This window comes from Mycobacterium sp. ITM-2016-00317 (assembly GCF_002968295.1).
Lineage (GTDB): Bacteria > Actinomycetota > Actinomycetes > Mycobacteriales > Mycobacteriaceae > Mycobacterium.
Genome location: NZ_CP134399.1, coordinates 1249086 through 1268234, shown reverse-complemented (window position 1 = coordinate 1268234; position 19149 = coordinate 1249086). Strand labels below are relative to the sequence as shown.

The following is a 19149-nucleotide window of genomic DNA, read 5'->3' as shown; positions in this document are numbered from 1 at the left end:
CGGACTGACGCCCGTCAGGCCTGGATGCCGCCCGTCAGGATCGCGGCGAGCTCGCGATAGGCGCGGGCGTCGTCGAGCCCGGTGTTGTCCCGCACCACCCGCTGCTGGATGCGCACCATCACCGTGGTGACCAGGTCGGCCGCAAACGCGGCGTGCACGTCGCGGAACTCCCCCGCCTCGACGCCCTCGGCGATCAGCTCCTGCACCCGGCGGGCGGCGATCCTGGTGTTCTTCTCGTAGATGTCGCGGGCCGGGGCGAACGCGTCGAGATCGGCCATGAACCGGTCGGAGGCGGGATCCAGCGCGGCGCCGACGGCGCTCAGGTACGCCGCGATCCGGTCCCGGGCCCCGGTGGTCGCGGCGACCCGGGACTCGACCGACTCGGTCGCGGTGCGGAAGAAGTGCACGGTGGCGGCGCGGACCAGTTGTTCCTTGCTGCCCGCCAGCGTGTACAGCGTGGACTTCGAGCAGCGCAGGCGCGCGGCGATCTCGTCGAGGGTCAGGTGCGCGAAGCCCTCGGCCAGGAACAGCGCGGTCAGCGCGTCGAACAACTCGGTGCGGCGCCGGGTGGCGAAGGCAGGCCTGGTCACACCACCAGACAGTACTGGATATAGTCCTGTAGTACTGTCCAGCGTATGGCAGTTGACCGTCTCCTCCCGACCGACGACGCCCGCGATCTCGTCGACCTCGCTCGCCAGATCGGCGACAAGGTCCTCGACCCGATCGTCGATCGGCACGAGAAGAACGAGACCTACCCCGACGGTGTCTTCGCGACCCTCGGCGAGGCAGGGCTGCTGAGCCTGCCCTACCCCGAGGAGTGGGGCGGGGGCGGCCAGCCCTACGAGGTGTACCTGCAGGTGCTCGAAGAGCTCGCCGCCCGCTGGGCCGCCGTCGCCGTCGCCGTCAGCGTGCACAGCCTGTCCTGCCACCCCCTGATGAGCTTCGGCACCGACGAGCAACGGCAGCGCTGGCTGCCCGAGATGCTGGGCGGCTCCACCATCGGCGCCTACAGCTTGTCCGAACCCCAGGCCGGCTCCGATGCCGCGGCGCTGGCCTGCAAAGCCGTCACCGCCGACGGTGGCTACCGCATCACCGGCGCGAAGGCGTGGATCACCCACGGCGGCATCGCCGACTTCTACAACCTGTTCGCCCGTACCGGTGAAGGCTCACAAGGTATCTCGTGCTTCCTCGTACCCAAGGACACCGAGGGACTGAGCTTCGGCAAGCCCGAGGAGAAGATGGGCCTGCACGCGGTCCCGACCACCGCCGCGCACTACGACAACGCATTCGTCGATGCCGACCGGCGGATCGGTGCCGAAGGTCAGGGTCTGCAGATCGCTTTCAGCGCACTGGATTCCGGACGGCTCGGTATCGCGGCGGTCGCGGTCGGGCTGGCCCAGGCCGCCCTCGACCAGGCAGTTGACTACAGCCAGCAGCGAACGACCTTCGGCCGCAAGATCATCGACCACCAGGGGCTGGCGTTCCTGCTCGCCGACATGGCCGCCGCCGTCGACTCCGCCCGCGCGACCTATATCGACGCGGCCCGCCGTCGCGACGCGGGGCTGCCGTACTCCCGGCAGGCCTCCGTGGCCAAGCTGGTGGCCACGGACGCGGCGATGAAGGTCACCACCGACGCCGTCCAGGTGCTCGGCGGCGCCGGCTACACCCGCGACTACCGGGTGGAGCGCTACATGCGCGAAGCCAAGATCATGCAGATCTTCGAGGGCACCAACCAGATTCAGCGGCTCGTGATCAGCCGGCACCTGGCGCGCGGCTGACGGTGTCGCACACCGGCGTGCCGGTCTGCGGCCGGCGCGCCACCGCGAGCTCTCCGAGCAGCGCGCCGACCACGCCGAACGCGAAGTACAGCGGCACCAGGAACGGTGCGACGCCGAACAGCCCGTCGGCGGCCGGGTGGTAGGCGAACACGTCCAGGTGCGCCAGCGCGATCTCGACGCCGGGCCCGACCACCGCGATCACCACCCCGCAGGCCGCACCGGGCGCGTCACCGAGCACGCACCAGACGATCACCGCCGCCGCACAGACCAGCGCGGTGACCGGGACCACCGCCGCCTCATGCACCAACGAGGTGATGACATAGGTGCCGACGACCGCGGCGACACCGCCCAGTGCCTGCCGGGCCGTCACGTCCGCCCGGAGTGCGGGCAGATGCAGCCGCAATTCGGCCAGCGACACCGTCGCCGAGCCGACCAGGATCGGGAACCACAGCGGACTGCTCCACAGGAACGGCACCGCGTCGGTGAAGTAGACCGTGGTTCCGGTGGCCACGTGGCTGTGGTCGCCGATCAGCGCCGCGACCGCGCCGAGCAGAAACAGGGACACCGCTTCCGGGATTCGCAGCTTCACGTCGGCTGACGCTACCCGGCGGGTTCTCCGACCTGCGGCACCTCGTCGGCGGCGATCTCACAGGGGGTCTGTTCTTCGGCCACGGGTTCGGCCGGCGGCAGCGGTTCGGCCGGTGGCGGCGCGGGCACCGGCGTCGGCGCAGCGACCTCTTCGGCGGGCCCAGCCGAGGATTCGCAGGGTTGTTCGTCCGTGGGCGCGGGTTCGGCGACCGCTGCGGTCTCGTCGACGGGTTCGCCGTCCTCGTCCTCGTCTTCGTCGTCGCCGGAGGGCTCGTCGTCGTCGGAGGGCTCGGCCTCGTCCAGGTCGGGTTCCTCCAGGTCGGGCTCGACCTCGTCCAGGTCCGGCAGGTCGGGCTCAGGCAGGTCGGGCAGACCGCCGCCGGCGCCGCCGAGCAGACCACCGAGCATGTCGGCGAACGGCGAGCCCAGTCCTGAGAGTCCACTGCCGAGGTCGGGCAGGCCAGCTCCCATGCCCGGCACGGGTGCCGGTGCCGGCGGTTCGGGGGGCGCGCTCCACGCCGCGGGCGCGGTGGGTATGCCCGGTGCGGTGGACTCGCTCCACGGCGCGGGCGCAGCCGCGACCGGGCCAGGAGCGGGCGCGCCGACCTGCGCCGCTGCCGGCTGGGGCTGGGGCTGGGGCTGGGACTGGGGCTGGGGCTGGGGACACTGCACGTCGTCGTCGCAGCCGGACTCTCGCGCGGCGGTCCACACCGGACCGAGGTCGCCGGGGACATCGAACACCGGTGCCGCGTCGCCGCCGATGTCGGTCAGCGAGCGTTCGTAGGCCGCCGAGACCGACGCCACGGACTGTTGCATCGCCGTCAGCCATTCGGTGGCCACCGTGCCGACGACGAACGGCTTCACCGCCTGGTCGACCAGTTCACTGGCGGCGGCGCGATCGCCGGCTCCGGTGGTGACCGTCGCCGCGGCGGCCAGCCACTCGGTGCGCGCGGCGGCGGTGCGTTCCTCGATGCCCGTCGCGGCGTCCGCCTTGGCCCCGACGGCCTGCCGCAGCTCGTCGCCGAGGGTGGCCAGCGTGTGCGTGGCCGCCCGCAGCATCCCGGTGACGGCAGTGGACGCCTCGGCGTGCCTGCTCAGGAATCCGCAGGCGGCATCGGCTCCCGCGCCCTGCCAGGCCGCGGCCAACTGGGCCAGCTGCCGGTCCTGGCCGGCCAGCGCGTCCTGCGCGGCGCGCAGCGCATCCTCCAGCGCCACGCAGTCCCGCGCCAGCACACTGAGGTCCAGCCCGTCCTCGGTGCCGTACCAGTCCCGCAGCTGACCGGCGTGCACCGTCAGGTCGGGGTGGTGGTAGCCGAGCTGGCGGCACGCCCACACATAGGTCTGCAGGTTCTCCACCGCGGGCCGCCCTTTGGCCAGATACGTTGCGGCATCGGAACTGTCGGTCATCACCGCCACCCGACCCGATCCGCGGCGGCCGCGTCACCGGCCTGGTAGCGCTCCGCGGATGTCCGCAGCGCCGCCGCGATCTCCTCGGCCGCGCGCGACCACTGTCGCAGCGCGGTGATGACTTCGAACAGCCTGCCGCGCAATGCATCCCCGTGTGCGGCGTGGGCGCGTCCCGCGGTTGCGCCGCCGAATCCCAGACCGCTCAGATGTGTGCGGACCGCAGCGTCGAGGATCGCCGCCACCGTCTCGTATTCGCGCGCGATCGCGCGCACCGCCGCCGTGTCGACGCGGGCCGCGCCTGCAGTACCCATATGAGATTGGACGCCGGCGAGGGCCTGCCGGTTCCCGCGGATTTCAGCGTTGCGCGCTGACCGACTCCGCGACCCGCGCTGCCATCTGCCGGGCGGTGTCTTCGTCGGCGGCCTCTACCATGACCCGGACCACCTGCTCGGTTCCCGAGGGACGCAACAGGATTCGTCCGGTGTCACCGAGTTCCGCCTCGACCCGCGCGACCGCGTCACGCACCGAGGGGGCGTCGGCCACGGTCGCCTTGTCGGTGACCGCGACGTTGATGAGCACCTGCGGAAGGGTGCGCATCGGTTCGGCCAGTTCAGCCAGGCTCAGACCGGTCTGGGCCATCCGCGCCATCAACCGAAGGCCCGTGACGATGCCGTCACCGGTGGTGCCGAAGCTCGGCAGCACGATGTGCCCGGACTGCTCGCCGCCCAGCGCGAAACGGCCGGCGCGCAGTTCCTCCAGGACGTAGCGGTCGCCGACGCCGGTGGTGCGCACGTCGATGCCTGCCGACCGCATCGCCAGGTGCAGGCCCATGTTGCTCATCACCGTGGCGACCAGGGTGTCGGCGGTGAGTTCGCCGGCTTCCTGCATCGCCAAGGCGAGCACCACCATGATCGCGTCACCGTCGATGACGCGTCCGTGTGCGTCGACGGCCAGGCAGCGGTCGGCGTCGCCGTCGTGGGCCAGACCGAGGTCGGCCCCGTAGGCGACCACCGCCTGGCGCAGCGTCTGCATATGGGTCGAGCCGCATCCGTCGTTGATGTTCAGGCCGTCGGGCTCGGCGTTGATCGGGATGACGTTGGCGCCCGCGGCGCGGTAGGCCTGCGGCGCCGCGCCCGAGGCCGCGCCGTGCGCGCAGTCGACGACGACGGTCAGCGCGTCCAGCCGGGTGGTCGCGGCCTTGCCGACGTGGCGCAGATAGCGCTCCAGCGCGTCCTCGGCGTCGACCACCCGTCCGATGCCCGCGCCGGTCGGCCGCGCGCCGGGCCCCTGCTGCACGAGGTCTTCGATCCGGTCCTCGGTGGCGTCGTCCAGCTTGTGCCCGCCGGGTCCGAAGATCTTGATGCCGTTGTCGGGCATCGGGTTGTGCGACGCCGAGATCATCACGCCGAAGTCCGCGTCGTAGGCGTTGGTCAGATAGGCGACCGCCGGCGTCGGCAGCACACCGACGCGGAGAACGTCGACGCCCTCACTGGCGATACCTGCGATGACGGCCGCTTCCAGCATCTCGCCGCTGGCCCGCGGGTCACGCCCGACGACGGCGACCTGTCGGCGGGTCTCGCCGGTCGTTGCGAGCCGTCGCGCGGCCGCCGAACCGAGTGCCATCGCCAGCTCGGCGGTCAGCTCAAGGTTGGCGACGCCGCGCACTCCATCGGTGCCGAACAGTCGAGCCATCGTGCCAACCTCTCACAGGTCCGGGCTCCCGAGCCAATTGCGCCTCCGGGTGATTATCCACGTCACAGGTGTGCCGGCGGCGCAGAAACGGCTCACCGCCCGCACCCTGTTCAGGATGCGGGCGGTGAGGGAGGAGCTGTTACTCGCCGCTGTCGCTGGGCAGCGGCACAGAGCCGCCGTCAGCCGCACCGGTGCCTGCCGGAGCGCCGAGACCCTCGCCCGAACCGGAGGTGCCTTCGGCACCCCCCTCAGGCGCAGGCGCAGGCTCCGCGGCCGGAGTCGGGGCCGGGGCCTCCGTCGGCGAGCTGGGTGCGGCCGGGGATTCGGCCGGACCGCTCGCGACGTTCTGCGCGATGACCAGGTCGCCACCGGGCAGACCCTCGCACACCGTCTGGTCGACACTGTTGCCGTCGACCTCGGTCGCTACGACGGTCACGTCAGCGGGGACCGCCCCGCAGATGGCGGCGGCCGCGGAGGCCACCGTGTCCGGGGATGCGCCGTCCAGCAGCGTGACATCACCGATGGCCAGGTTCACCAGGCCGTCCGCACCGTCGGCGGGCTGCGCGTGTGCCATTCCGAGGCCGGCAGAAAAGAGCAGCGATCCACCGAGGAAAGCACCCGCTGCGGCGTTCTTGACGAAGTTCATCAATCACTCCTTTGCATTCGCGGAACCATGGGCAAGAGATTCTCACCGACGCCCTCAGGCGCCCTGGGTCCAAGTTCCGAGGCTTACGTACCCCGTCGGCCGAATTCAAACCTCGCCGCTGAGCGAAAGGAGATACCCCTTTGTGCCTAATTAACTATTTCGCCTTCGCCCCACCGCAGCGGGGGCGTAACCATTTCCTGAAACTCCACTGTGTGTCACGCCACAATTCCGGGCGAGGGCCGAGAATCTCCGGAAACGACTGACGCCCGGCCGCTCGCGATGCGAGCAGACCGGGCGCCAGGACGTGGATCGATCAGCGCTTGCTGTACTGAGGCGCCTTGCGGGCCTTCTTGAGTCCGTACTTCTTGCGCTCGATGGCACGCGGGTCACGCGTGAGGAAGCCGGCCTTCTTCAGCGCCGGACGGTCCTCGGGCTGCACCAGGATCAGTGCACGGGCGATCGCCAGACGCAGCGCACCGGCCTGTCCGGACGGGCCACCGCCGTCGAGGTGGGCGTAGATGTCGAACTGCTCCACGCGGTCGACGGTCACCAGCGGCGCCTTGATGAGCTGCTGGTGCACCTTGTTGGGGAAGTAGTTCTCCAGGGTGCGGCCGTCGAGGTTGAACTGTCCGGTGCCGGGGACCAGGCGAACGCGGACCACGGCCTCCTTGCGGCGGCCGACGGTCTGGATCGGGCGGTCGATCAGCACGGGCTCGCGGTACACCGCGTCGGCGTCGACCTCGACGCTGTAGTCGCCCTCACCGGTCTCGACGACCTCGGCGGTCTCGGTGTATTCGGTCTCGGTCTCGAATTCGGATGTCACTGAGCCACCTGCTTGATCTCGAACACGGCCGGCTGCTGGGCGGCGTGCGGATGGTCCGGTCCGGCGTAGACCTTCAGCTTCTTCTGGATCTGACGGCCGAGCTTGTTGTGCGGCAGCATCCCGGTGATGGCGTTCTCGACGACACGGGTCGGGTGCTTCTGCAGCAGCTCACCGATGGAGCGCTTACGCAGACCGCCCGGATAACCCGAGTGGCGGTAAGCGAACTTCTTGGTGAGCTTGTCGCCGCTGACGGCGATCTTGTCGGCGTTGATGACGATGACGAAGTCACCGCCGTCGACATTGGGCGTGAATGTCGGCTTGTGCTTGCCGCGGAGCAGCTTGGCTGCTTCGACGGCGAGCCGGCCGAGCACCACGTCGGTGGCGTCGATGACGTACCACGAACGCGTGGTGTCACCCGCCTTCGGCGTGTATGTAGGCACAGCGCTTACCTTCTCTTTCTCGGGTGGATCCCGGGATCGACCCGGGGTGCCGGTCAGGCGTGCGCATCGACATAACCTCGGCGACCGGCGGGGACCCGAGGCGACCGACGACCCGAGGGCCGGCGCACGCCAACGACGCAGCTTACCTGCCGCTATCGGCGCAGGTCAAAACGCGCTCAGCCGCCGCTGCCCGACGTCCCGCCGTTACCCGCGGCGCCGTCGTTGCCCCGGGCGCCCTGGTTGCCGCCGGTGCCCGCGCTGCCGGACGCCCCGTCGGAGCCGTTGGCACCCGACACGCCGTCGGAACCCCGTTGTCCGTCCTGGCCGTCCGCTCCCCTGGCACCCGATTGTCCGCTCGCACCGGCCGCGCCGTCGGTTCCGCTGCCGCCTCGCGATCCGAACAGTCCGCCCGAGCCTGCTCGGCCGGCCTGACCGCCCTGACCGCCGGCACCGCCGTCGCCACCCTCGCCACCGCGCCCGCCGAGGCCGGCCTCACCGCCGAAACCGCCCTGGCCACCCTCACCGCCGAGACCGCCCTCGCCGGCTGTGCCCGCGTCGCCACCGGAGCCGCCCTCGCCCCCGATGCCGCCGGCACCGCCGGGACCGGGCTGGCCCGGCAGGCCGGTGTTCTGGGTGCCGCCTCTGCCGCCGTTGCCCCCGGCGCCACCGTCACCACCGGCTGCGCCGTCGCCACCGTTGCCGGCGTCGCCGCCGCGGCCCCCGTTACCGCCATTCCCACCGTCGCCGGCATTGCCGCCGTTGCCGCCTGCCCCGCCCGCGCCGCCGGTTCCACCCGTTCCGCCGGTCCCGCCGGTCCCGCCGTTGCCGGCCTTGCCGCCCTTCCCGAACAGCCCGCCGGAGCCGCCGCTGCCGCCGTTGCCACCGGCGATCCCGGTGCCCCCGGTCGCCCCCTTGCCGCCGTCCACGCCGTTGCCGCCGGCCTGGCCGTTGCCGCCGTTGCCGCCGTCCGCGCCGTTCGTACCATTTTCGCCGTCACCGCCGTTGCCACCCGGGGCGCCGGCGGCCCCGTTGCCGCCGTTGCCGCCGGAGCCGCCGATTCCCCCGATGAGACCGAACGCGATCCCCAGCGAGTCCCCGCCGTTGCCGCCGTTGCCGCCGGACGCGCCATAGCCGACACCGTCACCGCCGCGGCCGCCGTCACCGGGCGGCGGAATATCTATCCCCGCGAGTGATCCGCCGTATCCGGGCCCTCCGTTGCCGCCGTTACCACCGGGATTGCCGTCGCCACCCGCGCCGCCGGCCTCACCGGTCGCCACTCCGGACGCACCGTCGGCACCCGGCACGCCTTCGGTCTCGTTCACCCCGGCAGTTCCATCGGCGCCGCGCGCGCCGTCGACACCGTGCGTGCCATCGGCACCATGCTCGCCGTCGGCACCGTTGTCCCCTCGGGCGCCGTCAGTACCGTCTGCCCCGGTGGCTCCGGTGTAGCCGTCGCCGCCGTTGCCGCCGTTTCCGCCCTGCCCGAACAGCGCCAGCAGTCCTGCGTCGCCACCGTTTCCGCCGCGGGCGCCGAGGCCACCGTCACCGCCGTCACCGCCGTTGCCGCCCAGGAGTCCGCCGCGCCCTCCGTGGCCGCCGGCCACTCCGACCGCGCCTGCGTCGCCGCCGCGACCGCCGTCACCGATCAGGAACGCACGGCCGCCGGCCCCGCCGTTGGCGCCGCTGCCGCCGTTGCCGAACAGCAGTCCGCCGTTGCCGCCGTTGCAGTCCGCGCCGGTGCAGTCCGCGGCGGCGTCCAGGCCGTGGCCGATCAGCCACCCACCGGTCCCGATCATCGGCCGGACCGGGGCGGTCGCGGCGCTCAGCGCGCTGGTGTTCGAGTCGCGTTCGGCGTTTTCCAGCCACCACCACGGTTGTTCGCCGACCGGCGCCAATGGTGCATCAACCGAAACGAGCGAGACCTCTAGCAAACTTTTCTCGTCCGCAGACGCGGGACCGGCAAGCGCCAATCCCAGACTGACGAGCGCCGCCCCGCCGACGCCGGCCAGTAACGCAGCACGGACCGTCGAGCTCGACGAATACGGCTCGGACAAGGAGGTTTTCCGGCAGCTGGACACGGAGCGGGCACCCTTCGACGTAGTTACTTGCGTAAGCAATTAACTACGGACTATGGCAGATCGCGCCATGCAGTGGGCAAATTTTAACGATGGCGGAAGCCAACAATCGGTGTGTCAGCGGTAATCGATGACCACCCGGCCGTCAATCTGGCCGCGCTCCATCCGGTCGAACACGTCGTTGATGTCCTGGAGCCCGGCGGTGTGGACCGTGGGGTGGATCAGCCCGCGCGCGAAGAAGTCGAGCGCCTCGACCATGTCCTGCCGGGTGCCCACGATGGAGCCGCGGATCGTCAGGCCCTTGAGCACGATGTCGAAGATGGACGCCGGAAAGTCGCCCGGCGGCAGACCCACGAATACGATGGTGCCTCCGCGCCTGGCCAGGCCGATCGCCTGCCCGAAGGCGGTCGGATGGACCGCGGTCACCAGCACGCCGTGCACCCCGCCCGTCGCCTGCTGCACCTCGGCCACCACATCGGCGGTCCGTGCGTTGACCGTGACCTCGGCGCCCAGCCTGGTGGCCAGATCGAGTTTCGCGTCGTCGACGTCGACCGCGACGACGCGCAGGCCCATCGCGCTGGCGTATTGGACGGCGACGTGGCCGAGTCCGCCGATCCCCGAGATCGCCACCCACTGACCGGGCCGGGCCTCGGTGACCTTCAGACCCTTGTAGACGGTGACTCCGGCGCACAGGATCGGCGCGACCTCGACCGGGTCCACGCCGTCGGGGATGCGTGCGGCGTAGTCGGCGTCGACGAGCATGTAGCTGCCGAAGCTGCCGTCGACGCTGTAGCCGCCGTTGCGTTGGCTCTGGCACAGCGTCTCCCAGCCGGTGCGGCAGTACTCGCAGCGCCCGCACGCCGACCACAGCCACGCGTTACCCACCATGTCCCCGACCTGGAGATCCTCGACTCCCGCACCGACGGCCACCACGGTGCCGAACCCCTCATGGCCGGGAATGAACGGTGGAGTCGGCTTGACCGGCCAATCCCCGTGTGCGGCATGCAAATCGGTGTGGCAGACCCCTGAGGTCACCAACTTCACCAGAGCCTCGCCGAAGCCGGGCTCAGGGACATCACGCTCTTCGATCGACAGCGGCGTGCCGAATTCGGTGACGACTGCCGCTCGCATCCTGTTTTGGGTCATGCCTTCATCAGACGCCGGTTGAGACGTTCACCGAAGAGCCTTTGGTCCTCACTCATACCCCAAGCCGCGCATCCGCAGCGGTATCCCGACCACCATGCGCGCGGCGTTGTGACCGAGCGACCGCGCCGCAACGGGGCTTGCCGTAGATGGCGTGTGAAGTCCGGCCTGCGGGTCCGCCAGCTTCTGGTGCTGGACGCACACCCGGCCACTGTCGTCGATTCCGACGCCGACACTCAGCGACGAGCGGGCAGCAGCCAGGCCGGCGAGAACGACGGCTCCGTCAGCGGCATCCGGACGCTCCACCACGAACGGCACGCCCTCCTCCTCGATCCCGGCAAGGACCTCGGTCTCGATGGCGGAGGCATGCGCGCTGAACACCAGGATTGCCGGTTTGTCCGGTTGTCCTCCCTCATGCATGGATGGCTGGGTCCCCGGTGCGAGACTTGGCGGCATACGAGGCGACCAGGCCGGATGCCACCGCATTACGTGGCCCCTCGGTCCCGCGAACATTGCCGGTGCCGCAGACGATTCCGTATTGAGCCACCGCGTCAGCGATCAGTTCCGGGATCTCGAAATCGAGCGCGCAGCCGCCAAGCAGCACGACGAATCCGACTTGCCGGAGATCTCCGGCCGGCGCGACGGCGCGCAGGGCACGTAGCGCGTTCACCACGAACACCCGTTCCTTGGCCGTACGACGGACGGCCCGGATCCGATCGAGGGAATGCCGGGTGGGTATCGGATTGATTCCGGTCTCGCCCAGCGTCACCACACGTGCGAAAGCAGTTGACGGAAGCGGCGTCTCGAAGAACTGCACGGTGCCGTTCTCCAGCCGGACGTGAAAGAAGCTCTCGGCCCTGGCCAGCGGGTTTCGCTTGATCTCCTCGGCAAGCTCCAGGTTGTCCAGTCCCAGCTCGGCATCGATCAGTTTGGTGACGAGGTCGCCGGCGCCTGCCAGGTGAGTGGCATCGATGCGTTCGTCGGCCGCTATCACCGCGGCATCGGTTGAGCCGCCACCGAGGTCGAGCACCACCAGCGGCTTGTCGGTCCCTGGGGTGGTGAGCGCTCCCAAGACCGCCATCTCCGCCTCGACACCGCCGACGATCACCTCGACGCGCTCGGCGCCGGAGGCGCGCAGGTGTGCCGCCACCGCGTCCGCGACGGACTGCATCCCGCTCTCCTTGGTACGGACCATCGCCGCCAGCGCGACTGCGTTCTCCAACGCGACCTCACCGGCCATACCGCCTCGAACCTCTTGCGGCACAAGGGTGTCGATGGCCAAGAGATCCTGAATGCGAACATCGGCAAGCGCATGCCCGGACAGGTCGGCCATGCTCTGACGGACGTTGGCGATCATGCCGCCGGTGTTGGTGCCCGCCTCGCCCATGACGTCGACGAGCGGGCTGACCCGCTGCACCTCGGCCATGATCTCGGCGGCGCCACGGGACACGTCCACCGTCGCCTTCTTCTTCTCCCCTATCAGATCCAGTGAACCGGCCGGAATGGTGCGGTCCTCGACATCACCGGACGGGGTCCGCACGACGACGGCCGACCGGTTACCGGTCAGCGCCCGCGCAACCGGTGAGACCACCTTGGTCTGGTCGGAATCGAGATCGAAGATGGTCGCGAGGCCGTAGGCGTTCGACAAGGTACGGATGGATTGCCCTGGACCTGCCACCTCGACGGCGGCCGTCATCCCGACCGGCACCAGGTCGATCCGCGAGACCTCGTCGATGATCGGGATTCTGGCATCGAGCCGGTTGGCCACCAGCACGGCGTCGTCATTGCCCAAGATGGCACCCGTGATCTCGACGCCGCGGCCGACAGCGGCGTTGATCTGCTGCGCAGTGACATCGAAGTCGACGCCTTGGGGCACCAGGACGATCACAGGCTCCCCCGGCGCCGTCTCGGCCAGCGACTCGAAGCCGACAATGGTGCCGACTCCGAGTCCCCGACCGCCGGGGGTCCGTGGATCGTGACCGATCATCGTGGACTCGGTGATGATGGTTTCGGTGATGGTCTCCATCGCCAGTCCACTGATTACCGGGGTCGCCTCGTTGAGCAGTATCAGGTCCAGCTCGGCCAACGGGATTCCTGCACTGTGCAGCGCGCGTGTCACGGCCTTTGCCACGCCGTCGACGTTCTTGACCGTGCCTTTGACACCCGTCGTGCGTGTCAAAGCCGCCCCGATGTACTCCACCGAACCGGTCCCGCCGATTGTCGCGAGACTGGCCTCCGTGGTCGAGTTGCCGATATCGACCCCGACGATCGTCCGAAACACCTGTCTCAGACCGCTGCCGTGGAGAAGTCCGGTCTCACCTCGACAGTCGGTGCGCCCTTTCGGATCATCTCGGTCTCCTTGAGGTGCAGCAACGCCGCCTTCGCCTGCCAACGAGGGCGGGCCATCTGGTCGTTGAGGGTCGGAACCGGTTCAGGGGATTCCCCTTTGGCGTACTGCGCCGCGTTCGAGCCGATATTGCGGTACGTCTCCAACGTCAAGAGCGGACTCTGCGGGAACAACTCCAGACTCGAGAGCCGAGGAAGGTCACGCTGGTGGATCATCGACGTGCCGCGGGCCAGAATCCCGATCCCGATCCCTGAGCCCGACAGCTTCGCCGCCGTGTGCGCCATCAGCGCGAGATCGGCGCTGTGCTGAAGCCGGATGATTCGGGCGCTGATTTCTTGCTCTTCGATGCCGGCGAGGATCTGGCGCATCACCTCCGCATGCGGCAGCCCGACGATCGTCTGGCTGAACAGGGCCGCGAACGTCGGCGATATCGCGATCACCACCTCATCGGATCGCGTGCCGCGACCGGCGGGACCGATCTCGGTGAACGTGATCGTCCGCTTCCCATCAGCGGGTTCGGTTGACACGGTCATTCCACCTCCGCCTCGGGATTCGACGCGCTCGTCACATGGCGCAGTCGCTTCATTTCTTCCCAACGTGCGCCCGACGGGCGATACCCGGTGTCCGGACCCTGGTAGTCGTTGGCGTCGTTGACGGCCGACAACACCTCCAGGTCCCGGGTCAGGATCGCCGATGTCTGCAGCAGATCTCCGGACACGCGTTGCCGCAGCACGGCCAGCAGATTCTCGGCGACATCGGAGAATCCGGTGGCATCAAGCGCTTTCACGAGATCCAGACCCGTGATATTGCGGTCCATCATCTGCTGGGCACCCTTGAGATCTTCCAGCACATCCCGCGGAAGCAGGTCACGGCTGCCGTCGGCGTACACCGCGGTATCGACTTCCGCATCGGTGATCGGTGGCAGGTCCAGGTACGCGAACACCGCCTGCAACGCCTTGGCTGCGCGGGTGCGCACCGCGAGGATCTCGGACTCCTTCACATGACGCAATCCGCCGTCGATCTGCAGGTCACGCTGAATGGTGTTGAAGTCGTCGTAGTCGTCGCTGTCCAGATTCGAGCCCGCGAACATGTCGTCGTAGTTGGGCATCGTGGAGTAACCCGAGCACACCAGGTCTGTGCCCGGCATCATCTGGGGCATCAGCCGCGCCGTCCTGCGCATGGGTGAGTGCGAGAACGACTGGTCATTGCCCGACGCGCACTCCAGGTCCACCGCCGAGGCGATGAGGTTCTCGGCGGCCACCGCCCGGATCCCGGCGGGAACCGCGCCCGGCACGCCGATACATGAGATCGAGCCGTTCTGCAGGCCCTGCACCCCGGCCCCCTTGGCGATCAGGATGCACCGAATCTCCAGATACAGCATGGATTTACCCTGGGCGTTGCCCATCTGCACTTCGGATCCGGTTCCCGAGGTGAACCTCATCTTGATGCCCCGCGATGCGTAGGCCGCAGCGAGGAACGCCTTCGACCATGGGGTGTCGTCGCCGTCCACGAAGACCGGCTCGGTGCCGTAGACCGAAATGGTCTCCGCGTACCCGGTGATCCCCCGCATGCCGAGATCGAGTTCGGTCGCCTCTTCGAGTGCGCACTGGGTGAGCGGGCCACCCGTACCCACCTGACTACCGATCTGCTGGGCCATCGCGACCAGCGGCGCGTACCGCACGACACCCAGGGTCGTCTCGACCTCCGAGAATCCGCGCAGCGATGCTTCCGCGGCATCGCACACCACCTGCACCGGATTGTCCCGAGCACTGGTGCAGTGCCCCTGATTGGCGGGCGTGCGACGGGCCCGCATCTTCTGCATGCCCATCATGATCTCGACGATGTTCAGCGTCTTGGCGACCGCGAGCAGCTTGGCGGGGGTAAGGCCACTCGTGACGGCGATGACCTCCTTACGGGTCACCCTCGGATCGACCAGCATGCGGGCGATTTCGGCTGCCGGCAACGCCATCGAAGCCTCGGAGGTCTCTACGTCGATGGCCTTGTCGGCGATGAACTGGTCGATGAAGTCGAAGTCGGCCCGTTCGGTGCCGTCCATCTCCACGATCACGCCGTTCTCCACCCGGACACTCGGTTCGGGATCGAACGGGCTGTCCATGGCGACCATGCCCACCTCGGGCCACTCCTCGACGAAGCCGTCGAGATTGACCGGGCGGCCTTCCAGGACCAGCGTCCGCAGGGAATGCCGCACCCCGTCGCCGTGTGCGCCTTCGCTCTGTGGGATTGCTGTTGCTGTCATCATCGTCTCCTATTCGCTCGACGCCAGAATGTCGCGGCGCTGGTACACGTCAGCCGCCTCACGAACCAGTTCCGCGAGCAGAGTCGCGTTGTACTGGGACTCCAATTCATCGGCGATCGACTCGAGTTCGGCTTTGCTCGACGCGTTCGGCCGAAGTGCGTTGTAGATCGCCAGAACCCGCTCGTCAGAGATGGCGGTCATTTCGGCGGCCCGGCGCAGATTGGCACCCAATTGCTTTCTGCCGACCTTTTCCGAAACCTCGGCCTGCAACCGCAGCGTGTCCGGAGAGATGCGGAGATCGGCGGCCTCGACGTCACCGGCGACCACTGCTTCCATGGTGAGATCGTCGATGGACTTTCCGGTCGGTGTGAACAGCAGATCCCTGCGGTGAACGCTGAGCGGATAGTCCACCGCGGGATCGAGGTTCGGTCGCGTCATGCACAGCTCCCAGTGGTGAGTGATGATTACGTGACCCGGAGGATCGCGTGCCTTCGATTGTGGCTGGCGTCACGTTGCAGCGGGGTTGCACCGAGGCGTCGCGGAGGGCGGACGCTCGGGACCTGACCGTTCGGCCAGGAAAGTACTGGGCTTTCCTTGGAGGGGCTCCGTGGTGGCTACCGTGGCATGACCATGTGCACGTCTTTCAGCTCGCCGCCGGACCCGCCCCCGGACGCCGCCGCGCTTCTTGCGCAGACCGCCCGACTCGGCGAGTACTTCGCGCTGCCGGACGTATCCGCGCCCGGTGGTCCGGTCTGGCACCCGCTGTCGTCGCTGCTCGAGCAGACGACGGTCCGGGATCTGGTGGACCGCAGCAGGCAGGCGATCGCCACGGCGATGACATGCGACCGGGACGAGGTTTCTGTCCGGCTGGCAGCCTCGTCATTTCAACTCGGTATCGCGGCACGCATACTTTCCCCGCTGATCGGCGCCGCGATCTGCCATTCGGCCCTACCGGTAGTGAACAGGACATCGATTCGTTGGCGCCCCGTCGGTCATTCAGTGCTGTTCGCCGCCGACGAGATCGAATTCGTCACCGTGGCGGGCCCAGCTGACGCGGCCTGCGCCATAGCGGATTCAGCACTGTACGAACTCTTCGACCCGCTCAACGAGATTCTCTCCACGGCGGTTTCCCTGTCGCCGAAAATCAGTTGGGGCAACGTCTCCTCCGCCGCCAACGGAGCGGTCACGGTCCTGTCGTCGGCTCGACCCGACCGCGAGCGCGCAGGACGGGCCCTGGTGCGGGCACTGCTGGAAACCGCACCGCTACACGACACCGGGACGTTCGACACCGGCACGTTCATCCGCCGCAGCTGCTGCCTGTTCTATCAGGCACCTCGATCGGGCTTCTGCGGTGATTGCGTGCTGCCGCAACCGGACACCTCCCAACGGGCGCCTGCGCGCTGATCTCGTCACGATGCAACCCTGCTGCAACGCGCCGCGCACTAACGTTCGGCCCGCCAACTGGCAGGACGGAGTCGATGATGAATCGTTCACGAGCCGAGTACGCCACGAGCCTCCCCGGACGGCGTAGGCCGGAGTTCGCCCCCTCACATCACATCGCCTCCGGCCCAACCCATCCCGGCGCAGGACGACGACTTCGTACCGTCACCGTGATGAGCGACGACCTGCTCCGGCACGGACTGCTGCACCTGCTGTCGGGTATCGACCAGTGCGACTTCGTCGGGGATGTCCGGCACGACAGTTCACTGGTCGACGGCCTTCGGGCGCTCCGGCCGGAGCTGCTGCTGATCTGTGCCGACGACGCACCTCCGCTGGCCGAGTTGCTGGACCAACTCACACCGCGCCCCAAGGTGGTGATCGTCGCCGACAGCGCCGCCGACGGGGCCAAGGCGTTGCGATTCATCCGCGCCGGCGCCGACGCCCTGGTCGACCGTCGCTCGTCGTCCTCCGACTTACAGACCACCATTGCGCGGGTGGCCTCCGGTCAGTCCGCGCTGGACCCGCACAGCGCCAACGCGCTCATCACCGAACTCCGCGCGCAGCGACGCGAGCGCGATTCTGCCTGCCTTGCCGGTCTCACCCGTCGGGAGCGTGAAGTTCTCACGCTGCTCACCGACGGACTGGACAACCGCACCATCGCTCGGGACCTCTTCGTCTCCGAAGCGACGGTGAAGTTCCACCTGCACAACATCATGGACAAGTTCGGGGTGCGCAAGCGTTCGGCATTGGTCTCGGCAGTGCTGCGCGGTCACGTCAGCGGCGAGCGTTGATGCCCACCATGGCTGTCGACCTACCTGTACAGGGCAGGCCGGTGACCGTAGTGGGCTCGTCCACGCGCGCGATGACGACCATTGCCGACCTGATCCGCTCCGGCGCGGTCGTCACCGCAGTATCACTCGATCCGTCCCCGTACGTAGCGGACCTGGCCGCGCGCGGCTTGTTGACATTGCGCCGCAGAACGTTCACCTCTGCCGACATCGGCTCTGCAGCGTTGGTTTTCGCTTGCACGGGCGATCCAGACCAAGACTCCGCAATCGCCGACGAGGCCACCGCGCGCGGAGTGTTCTGTGTCCGCAACGACCTGCGGGACCGGTCGGTGCATCCGCTGCCGACCCGCGATGGTGAGACCGGGCGGGTCATTCTGGTGGGAGGTGGCCCCGGCGACCCCGGTCTACTCACGCTGGCGGGTCGCGACGCGATAACCCGGGCGGACGTGGTGATCACCGACCGGTTGGCGCCGGTGTCGGCACTGGCCGAACTGGCACCACACGCGGACATCATCGACGTGTCCAAGATTCCGGGCGGCCGCCGCACCGAGCAGTCGACGATCAACGACCTCATGGTCGCGCACGCACTGGCGGGCAGAACGGTGGTCCGACTCAAGGGCGGCGACGGATTCGTGTTCGGTCGCGGCGGCGAAGAGGTCGACCACTGCCTCAGTGCGGGTGTCAGTGTGAACGTGATCCCGGGAGTGAGTTCATCGATCGCCGCGCCGGCCACAGCGCTCATCCCCGTCACCCATCGAGGTCTGACGCAGGGATTCACGGTCGTCTCCGGCCATGTCCCCCCGGGACACCCTGAGTCCTCCGTGAACTACCGGGCCCTGGCCCGAGCCAATACGACGATCATCCTGATGATGGCGGTCGCCAACCTCGAAGCCATCGCCGCGTCGCTGCTGGATGCGGGAATGTCCGGCGACACCCCGGCGGCGGTCATTGCCGACGGCACCCTGTCCAGTCAACGGGTGCTGCGGGCTCCGCTGAGTTCGATCGCGACCGTGGCCCGCAGCGCCGGCATCGGCCCGCCGGCCACCACGGTGATCGGTGCGGTGGCCGGTTTCCTTCCCGGCTGCACCGCGCTACCCGTCGCCGCCGGGATGACGACCGGACAATAGGGTTCAGGATCCGGCCGTCCGATCGCCGCCCGGCCGCCACAGCACGTCCCCGTCGGGGTTCTCGTATCGCGCCAGGATGAACAGCAGATCCGAAAGCCTGTTGAGATAGCGCAACGCACGGTCGTTCACCGTCGCCTGCTCGGCCAGGAACCACGCACTGCGCTCTGCGCGTCGCGCCACGGTGCGGGCGTGATGCAGAGAGGCAGCAGCCGCCGTGCCGCCCGGCAGGATGAAACTCGACAGCTTCGGCAGATCGGCGTTGAACTCATCGCACCACGATTCCAGCTGCGTCACTTGCTCTTCAGTGACCCGCAACGGCTCGTACTCGGGCTCGGCCACGATCGGGGTGCACAGGTCGGCCCCCACATCGAACAGATCGTTCTGAATCACCCCGATCACCGAGGCGACCTGTTGACTGAGCCCACCGCAAGCCAGCGCAACTCCGAGTAGCGCGTTGGTCTCGTCGCAATCGGCGTAGGCCCCGACTCGCACATCGGACTTGGCGACCCGCGACATGTCCCCCAATGCGGTGGTACCCGCATCGCCGGTACGGGTATAGATCCGTGTCAGATGAACAGCCATGAGTTCCTATTCCAGT

20 protein-coding genes are annotated in these 19149 nt (G+C 68.7%); 4 read left to right on the top strand and 16 right to left on the bottom strand.

Annotated features, from left to right (window positions below):
* Positions 1–14: 14 nt before the first annotated feature.
* Positions 15–590 carry a TetR/AcrR family transcriptional regulator gene (locus C6A87_RS06065; RefSeq protein WP_311116432.1) on the bottom strand — a complete coding sequence of 192 codons (576 nt, stop codon included), beginning with the start codon at positions 588–590 and terminating at the stop codon, positions 15–17.
* Positions 591–635: 45 nt separating this feature from the next.
* Here C6A87_RS06065 and C6A87_RS06060 point away from each other — a divergent pair, with 45 nt between their 5' ends.
* Complete coding sequence (locus C6A87_RS06060; RefSeq protein ID WP_311116431.1) at positions 636–1778, top strand: acyl-CoA dehydrogenase family protein; 1143 nt, start codon at positions 636–638, stop codon at positions 1776–1778.
* Here the strand turns inward: C6A87_RS06060 and C6A87_RS06055 are convergent.
* The 14 genes from C6A87_RS06055 to C6A87_RS05990 form a co-directional block, all read right to left on the bottom strand.
* The gene (locus tag C6A87_RS06055; RefSeq protein ID WP_311116430.1) at positions 1753–2367 is read right to left on the bottom strand and encodes a hypothetical protein; all 615 of its coding nucleotides are present in this window, start codon (positions 2365–2367) and stop codon (positions 1753–1755) included. The two genes, C6A87_RS06060 and C6A87_RS06055, sit on opposite strands and share 26 nt — an antisense overlap.
* Positions 2368–2378: 11 nt before the next feature.
* Positions 2379–3773 (bottom strand): hypothetical protein, encoded by a 1395-nt coding sequence (locus C6A87_RS06050; RefSeq protein WP_311116429.1) that lies wholly within the window; start codon positions 3771–3773, stop codon positions 2379–2381.
* Complete coding sequence (locus tag C6A87_RS06045; RefSeq protein WP_311116428.1) at positions 3773–4084, bottom strand: type VII secretion target; 312 nt, start codon at positions 4082–4084, stop codon at positions 3773–3775. Before C6A87_RS06045 ends, C6A87_RS06050 begins: the two co-directional genes overlap by 1 nt.
* 43 nt (positions 4085–4127) lie before the next feature.
* Entirely contained in the window at positions 4128–5465 is a 1338-nt protein-coding gene (gene glmM / locus C6A87_RS06040; RefSeq protein WP_311116427.1) for a phosphoglucosamine mutase, read from the bottom strand.
* Between the two features lie 139 nt (positions 5466–5604).
* On the bottom strand, positions 5605–6111 hold the full coding sequence (locus C6A87_RS06035) for a hypothetical protein (RefSeq protein ID WP_311116426.1): 507 nt from the start codon (positions 6109–6111) through the stop codon (positions 5605–5607).
* Between the two features lie 313 nt (positions 6112–6424).
* Positions 6425–6835 carry a 30S ribosomal protein S9 gene (gene rpsI, locus C6A87_RS06030; RefSeq protein WP_311117828.1) on the bottom strand — a complete coding sequence of 137 codons (411 nt, stop codon included), beginning with the start codon at positions 6833–6835 and terminating at the stop codon, positions 6425–6427.
* A 95-nt stretch (positions 6836–6930) separates the two neighbouring features.
* Complete coding sequence (gene rplM / locus C6A87_RS06025; RefSeq protein ID WP_003929223.1) at positions 6931–7374, bottom strand: 50S ribosomal protein L13; 444 nt, start codon at positions 7372–7374, stop codon at positions 6931–6933.
* Positions 7375–7550: 176 nt separating this feature from the next.
* Positions 7551–9269: a hypothetical protein gene (locus C6A87_RS06020; protein ID WP_311116425.1), complete on the bottom strand. Its 1719-nt coding sequence runs from the start codon at positions 9267–9269 to the stop codon at positions 7551–7553.
* Positions 9270–9566: 297 nt separating this feature from the next.
* Positions 9567–10580: an alcohol dehydrogenase AdhP gene (adhP, locus tag C6A87_RS06015; protein WP_311116424.1), complete on the bottom strand. Its 1014-nt coding sequence runs from the start codon at positions 10578–10580 to the stop codon at positions 9567–9569.
* 63 nt (positions 10581–10643) lie between these two features.
* Positions 10644–11012, bottom strand: coding sequence for a glycerol dehydratase reactivase beta/small subunit family protein (locus C6A87_RS06010; RefSeq protein ID WP_311116423.1), 369 nt, complete (start codon positions 11010–11012; stop codon positions 10644–10646).
* Positions 11005–12873: a diol dehydratase reactivase subunit alpha gene (locus C6A87_RS06005; RefSeq protein WP_311116422.1), complete on the bottom strand. Its 1869-nt coding sequence runs from the start codon at positions 12871–12873 to the stop codon at positions 11005–11007. The genes C6A87_RS06010 and C6A87_RS06005 overlap by 8 nt, the downstream gene beginning before the upstream one ends.
* 5 nt (positions 12874–12878) lie before the next feature.
* On the bottom strand, positions 12879–13472 hold the full coding sequence (locus tag C6A87_RS06000) for a propanediol/glycerol family dehydratase medium subunit (RefSeq protein WP_311116421.1): 594 nt from the start codon (positions 13470–13472) through the stop codon (positions 12879–12881).
* Positions 13469–15196: a propanediol/glycerol family dehydratase large subunit gene (locus C6A87_RS05995; protein WP_311116420.1), complete on the bottom strand. Its 1728-nt coding sequence runs from the start codon at positions 15194–15196 to the stop codon at positions 13469–13471. The genes C6A87_RS06000 and C6A87_RS05995 overlap by 4 nt, the downstream gene beginning before the upstream one ends.
* Positions 15197–15205: 9 nt before the next feature.
* The gene (locus C6A87_RS05990) at positions 15206–15607 is read right to left on the bottom strand and encodes a diol dehydratase small subunit (RefSeq protein WP_396837008.1); all 402 of its coding nucleotides are present in this window, start codon (positions 15605–15607) and stop codon (positions 15206–15208) included.
* Between the two features lie 219 nt (positions 15608–15826).
* Here C6A87_RS05990 and C6A87_RS05985 point away from each other — a divergent pair, with 219 nt between their 5' ends.
* From C6A87_RS05985 to cobA, 3 genes are all read left to right on the top strand, one after another.
* A complete protein-coding gene (locus C6A87_RS05985) occupies positions 15827–16600 on the top strand; it encodes a (2Fe-2S)-binding protein (protein WP_311116418.1) in 774 nt (257 codons plus the stop codon).
* A 209-nt stretch (positions 16601–16809) separates the two neighbouring features.
* Positions 16810–17427 (top strand): response regulator transcription factor, encoded by a 618-nt coding sequence (locus tag C6A87_RS05980; protein ID WP_311116417.1) that lies wholly within the window; start codon positions 16810–16812, stop codon positions 17425–17427.
* Complete coding sequence (gene cobA / locus C6A87_RS05975) at positions 17427–18551, top strand: uroporphyrinogen-III C-methyltransferase (protein WP_311116416.1); 1125 nt, start codon at positions 17427–17429, stop codon at positions 18549–18551. Before C6A87_RS05980 ends, cobA begins: the two co-directional genes overlap by 1 nt.
* A gap of 3 nt (positions 18552–18554) precedes the next feature.
* On the opposite strand, the gene C6A87_RS05970 is transcribed toward cobA, so the two are convergent.
* Positions 18555–19133 (bottom strand): cob(I)yrinic acid a,c-diamide adenosyltransferase, encoded by a 579-nt coding sequence (locus C6A87_RS05970; protein WP_311116415.1) that lies wholly within the window; start codon positions 19131–19133, stop codon positions 18555–18557.
* Between the last annotated feature and the right edge of the window lie 16 nt (positions 19134–19149).

What these genes read in the sequence shown, in the direction of transcription:
- adhP (WP_311116424.1), bottom strand. Translation starts at nt 10,580, where the DNA reads ATGCGAGCGGCAGTCGTCACCGAATTCGGCACGCCGCTGTCGATCGAA.
- C6A87_RS06050 (WP_311116429.1), bottom strand. Translation starts at nt 3,773, where the DNA reads ATGACCGACAGTTCCGATGCCGCAACGTATCTGGCCAAAGGGCGGCCC.
- C6A87_RS06000 (WP_311116421.1), bottom strand. Translation starts at nt 13,472, where the DNA reads ATGACCGTGTCAACCGAACCCGCTGATGGGAAGCGGACGATCACGTTC.
- C6A87_RS05980 (WP_311116417.1), top strand. Translation starts at nt 16,810, where the DNA reads ATGAGCGACGACCTGCTCCGGCACGGACTGCTGCACCTGCTGTCGGGT.
- C6A87_RS05970 (WP_311116415.1), bottom strand. Translation starts at nt 19,133, where the DNA reads ATGGCTGTTCATCTGACACGGATCTATACCCGTACCGGCGATGCGGGT.
- C6A87_RS06010 (WP_311116423.1), bottom strand. Translation starts at nt 11,012, where the DNA reads ATGCATGAGGGAGGACAACCGGACAAACCGGCAATCCTGGTGTTCAGC.
- C6A87_RS06045 (WP_311116428.1), bottom strand. Translation starts at nt 4,084, where the DNA reads ATGGGTACTGCAGGCGCGGCCCGCGTCGACACGGCGGCGGTGCGCGCG.
- C6A87_RS06035 (WP_311116426.1), bottom strand. Translation starts at nt 6,111, where the DNA reads ATGAACTTCGTCAAGAACGCCGCAGCGGGTGCTTTCCTCGGTGGATCG.
- C6A87_RS06060 (WP_311116431.1), top strand. Translation starts at nt 636, where the DNA reads ATGGCAGTTGACCGTCTCCTCCCGACCGACGACGCCCGCGATCTCGTC.
- glmM (WP_311116427.1), bottom strand. Translation starts at nt 5,465, where the DNA reads ATGGCTCGACTGTTCGGCACCGATGGAGTGCGCGGCGTCGCCAACCTT.
- C6A87_RS05995 (WP_311116420.1), bottom strand. Translation starts at nt 15,196, where the DNA reads ATGACAGCAACAGCAATCCCACAGAGCGAAGGCGCACACGGCGACGGG.
- cobA (WP_311116416.1), top strand. Translation starts at nt 17,427, where the DNA reads ATGCCCACCATGGCTGTCGACCTACCTGTACAGGGCAGGCCGGTGACC.
- C6A87_RS05985 (WP_311116418.1), top strand. Translation starts at nt 15,827, where the DNA reads ATGTGCACGTCTTTCAGCTCGCCGCCGGACCCGCCCCCGGACGCCGCC.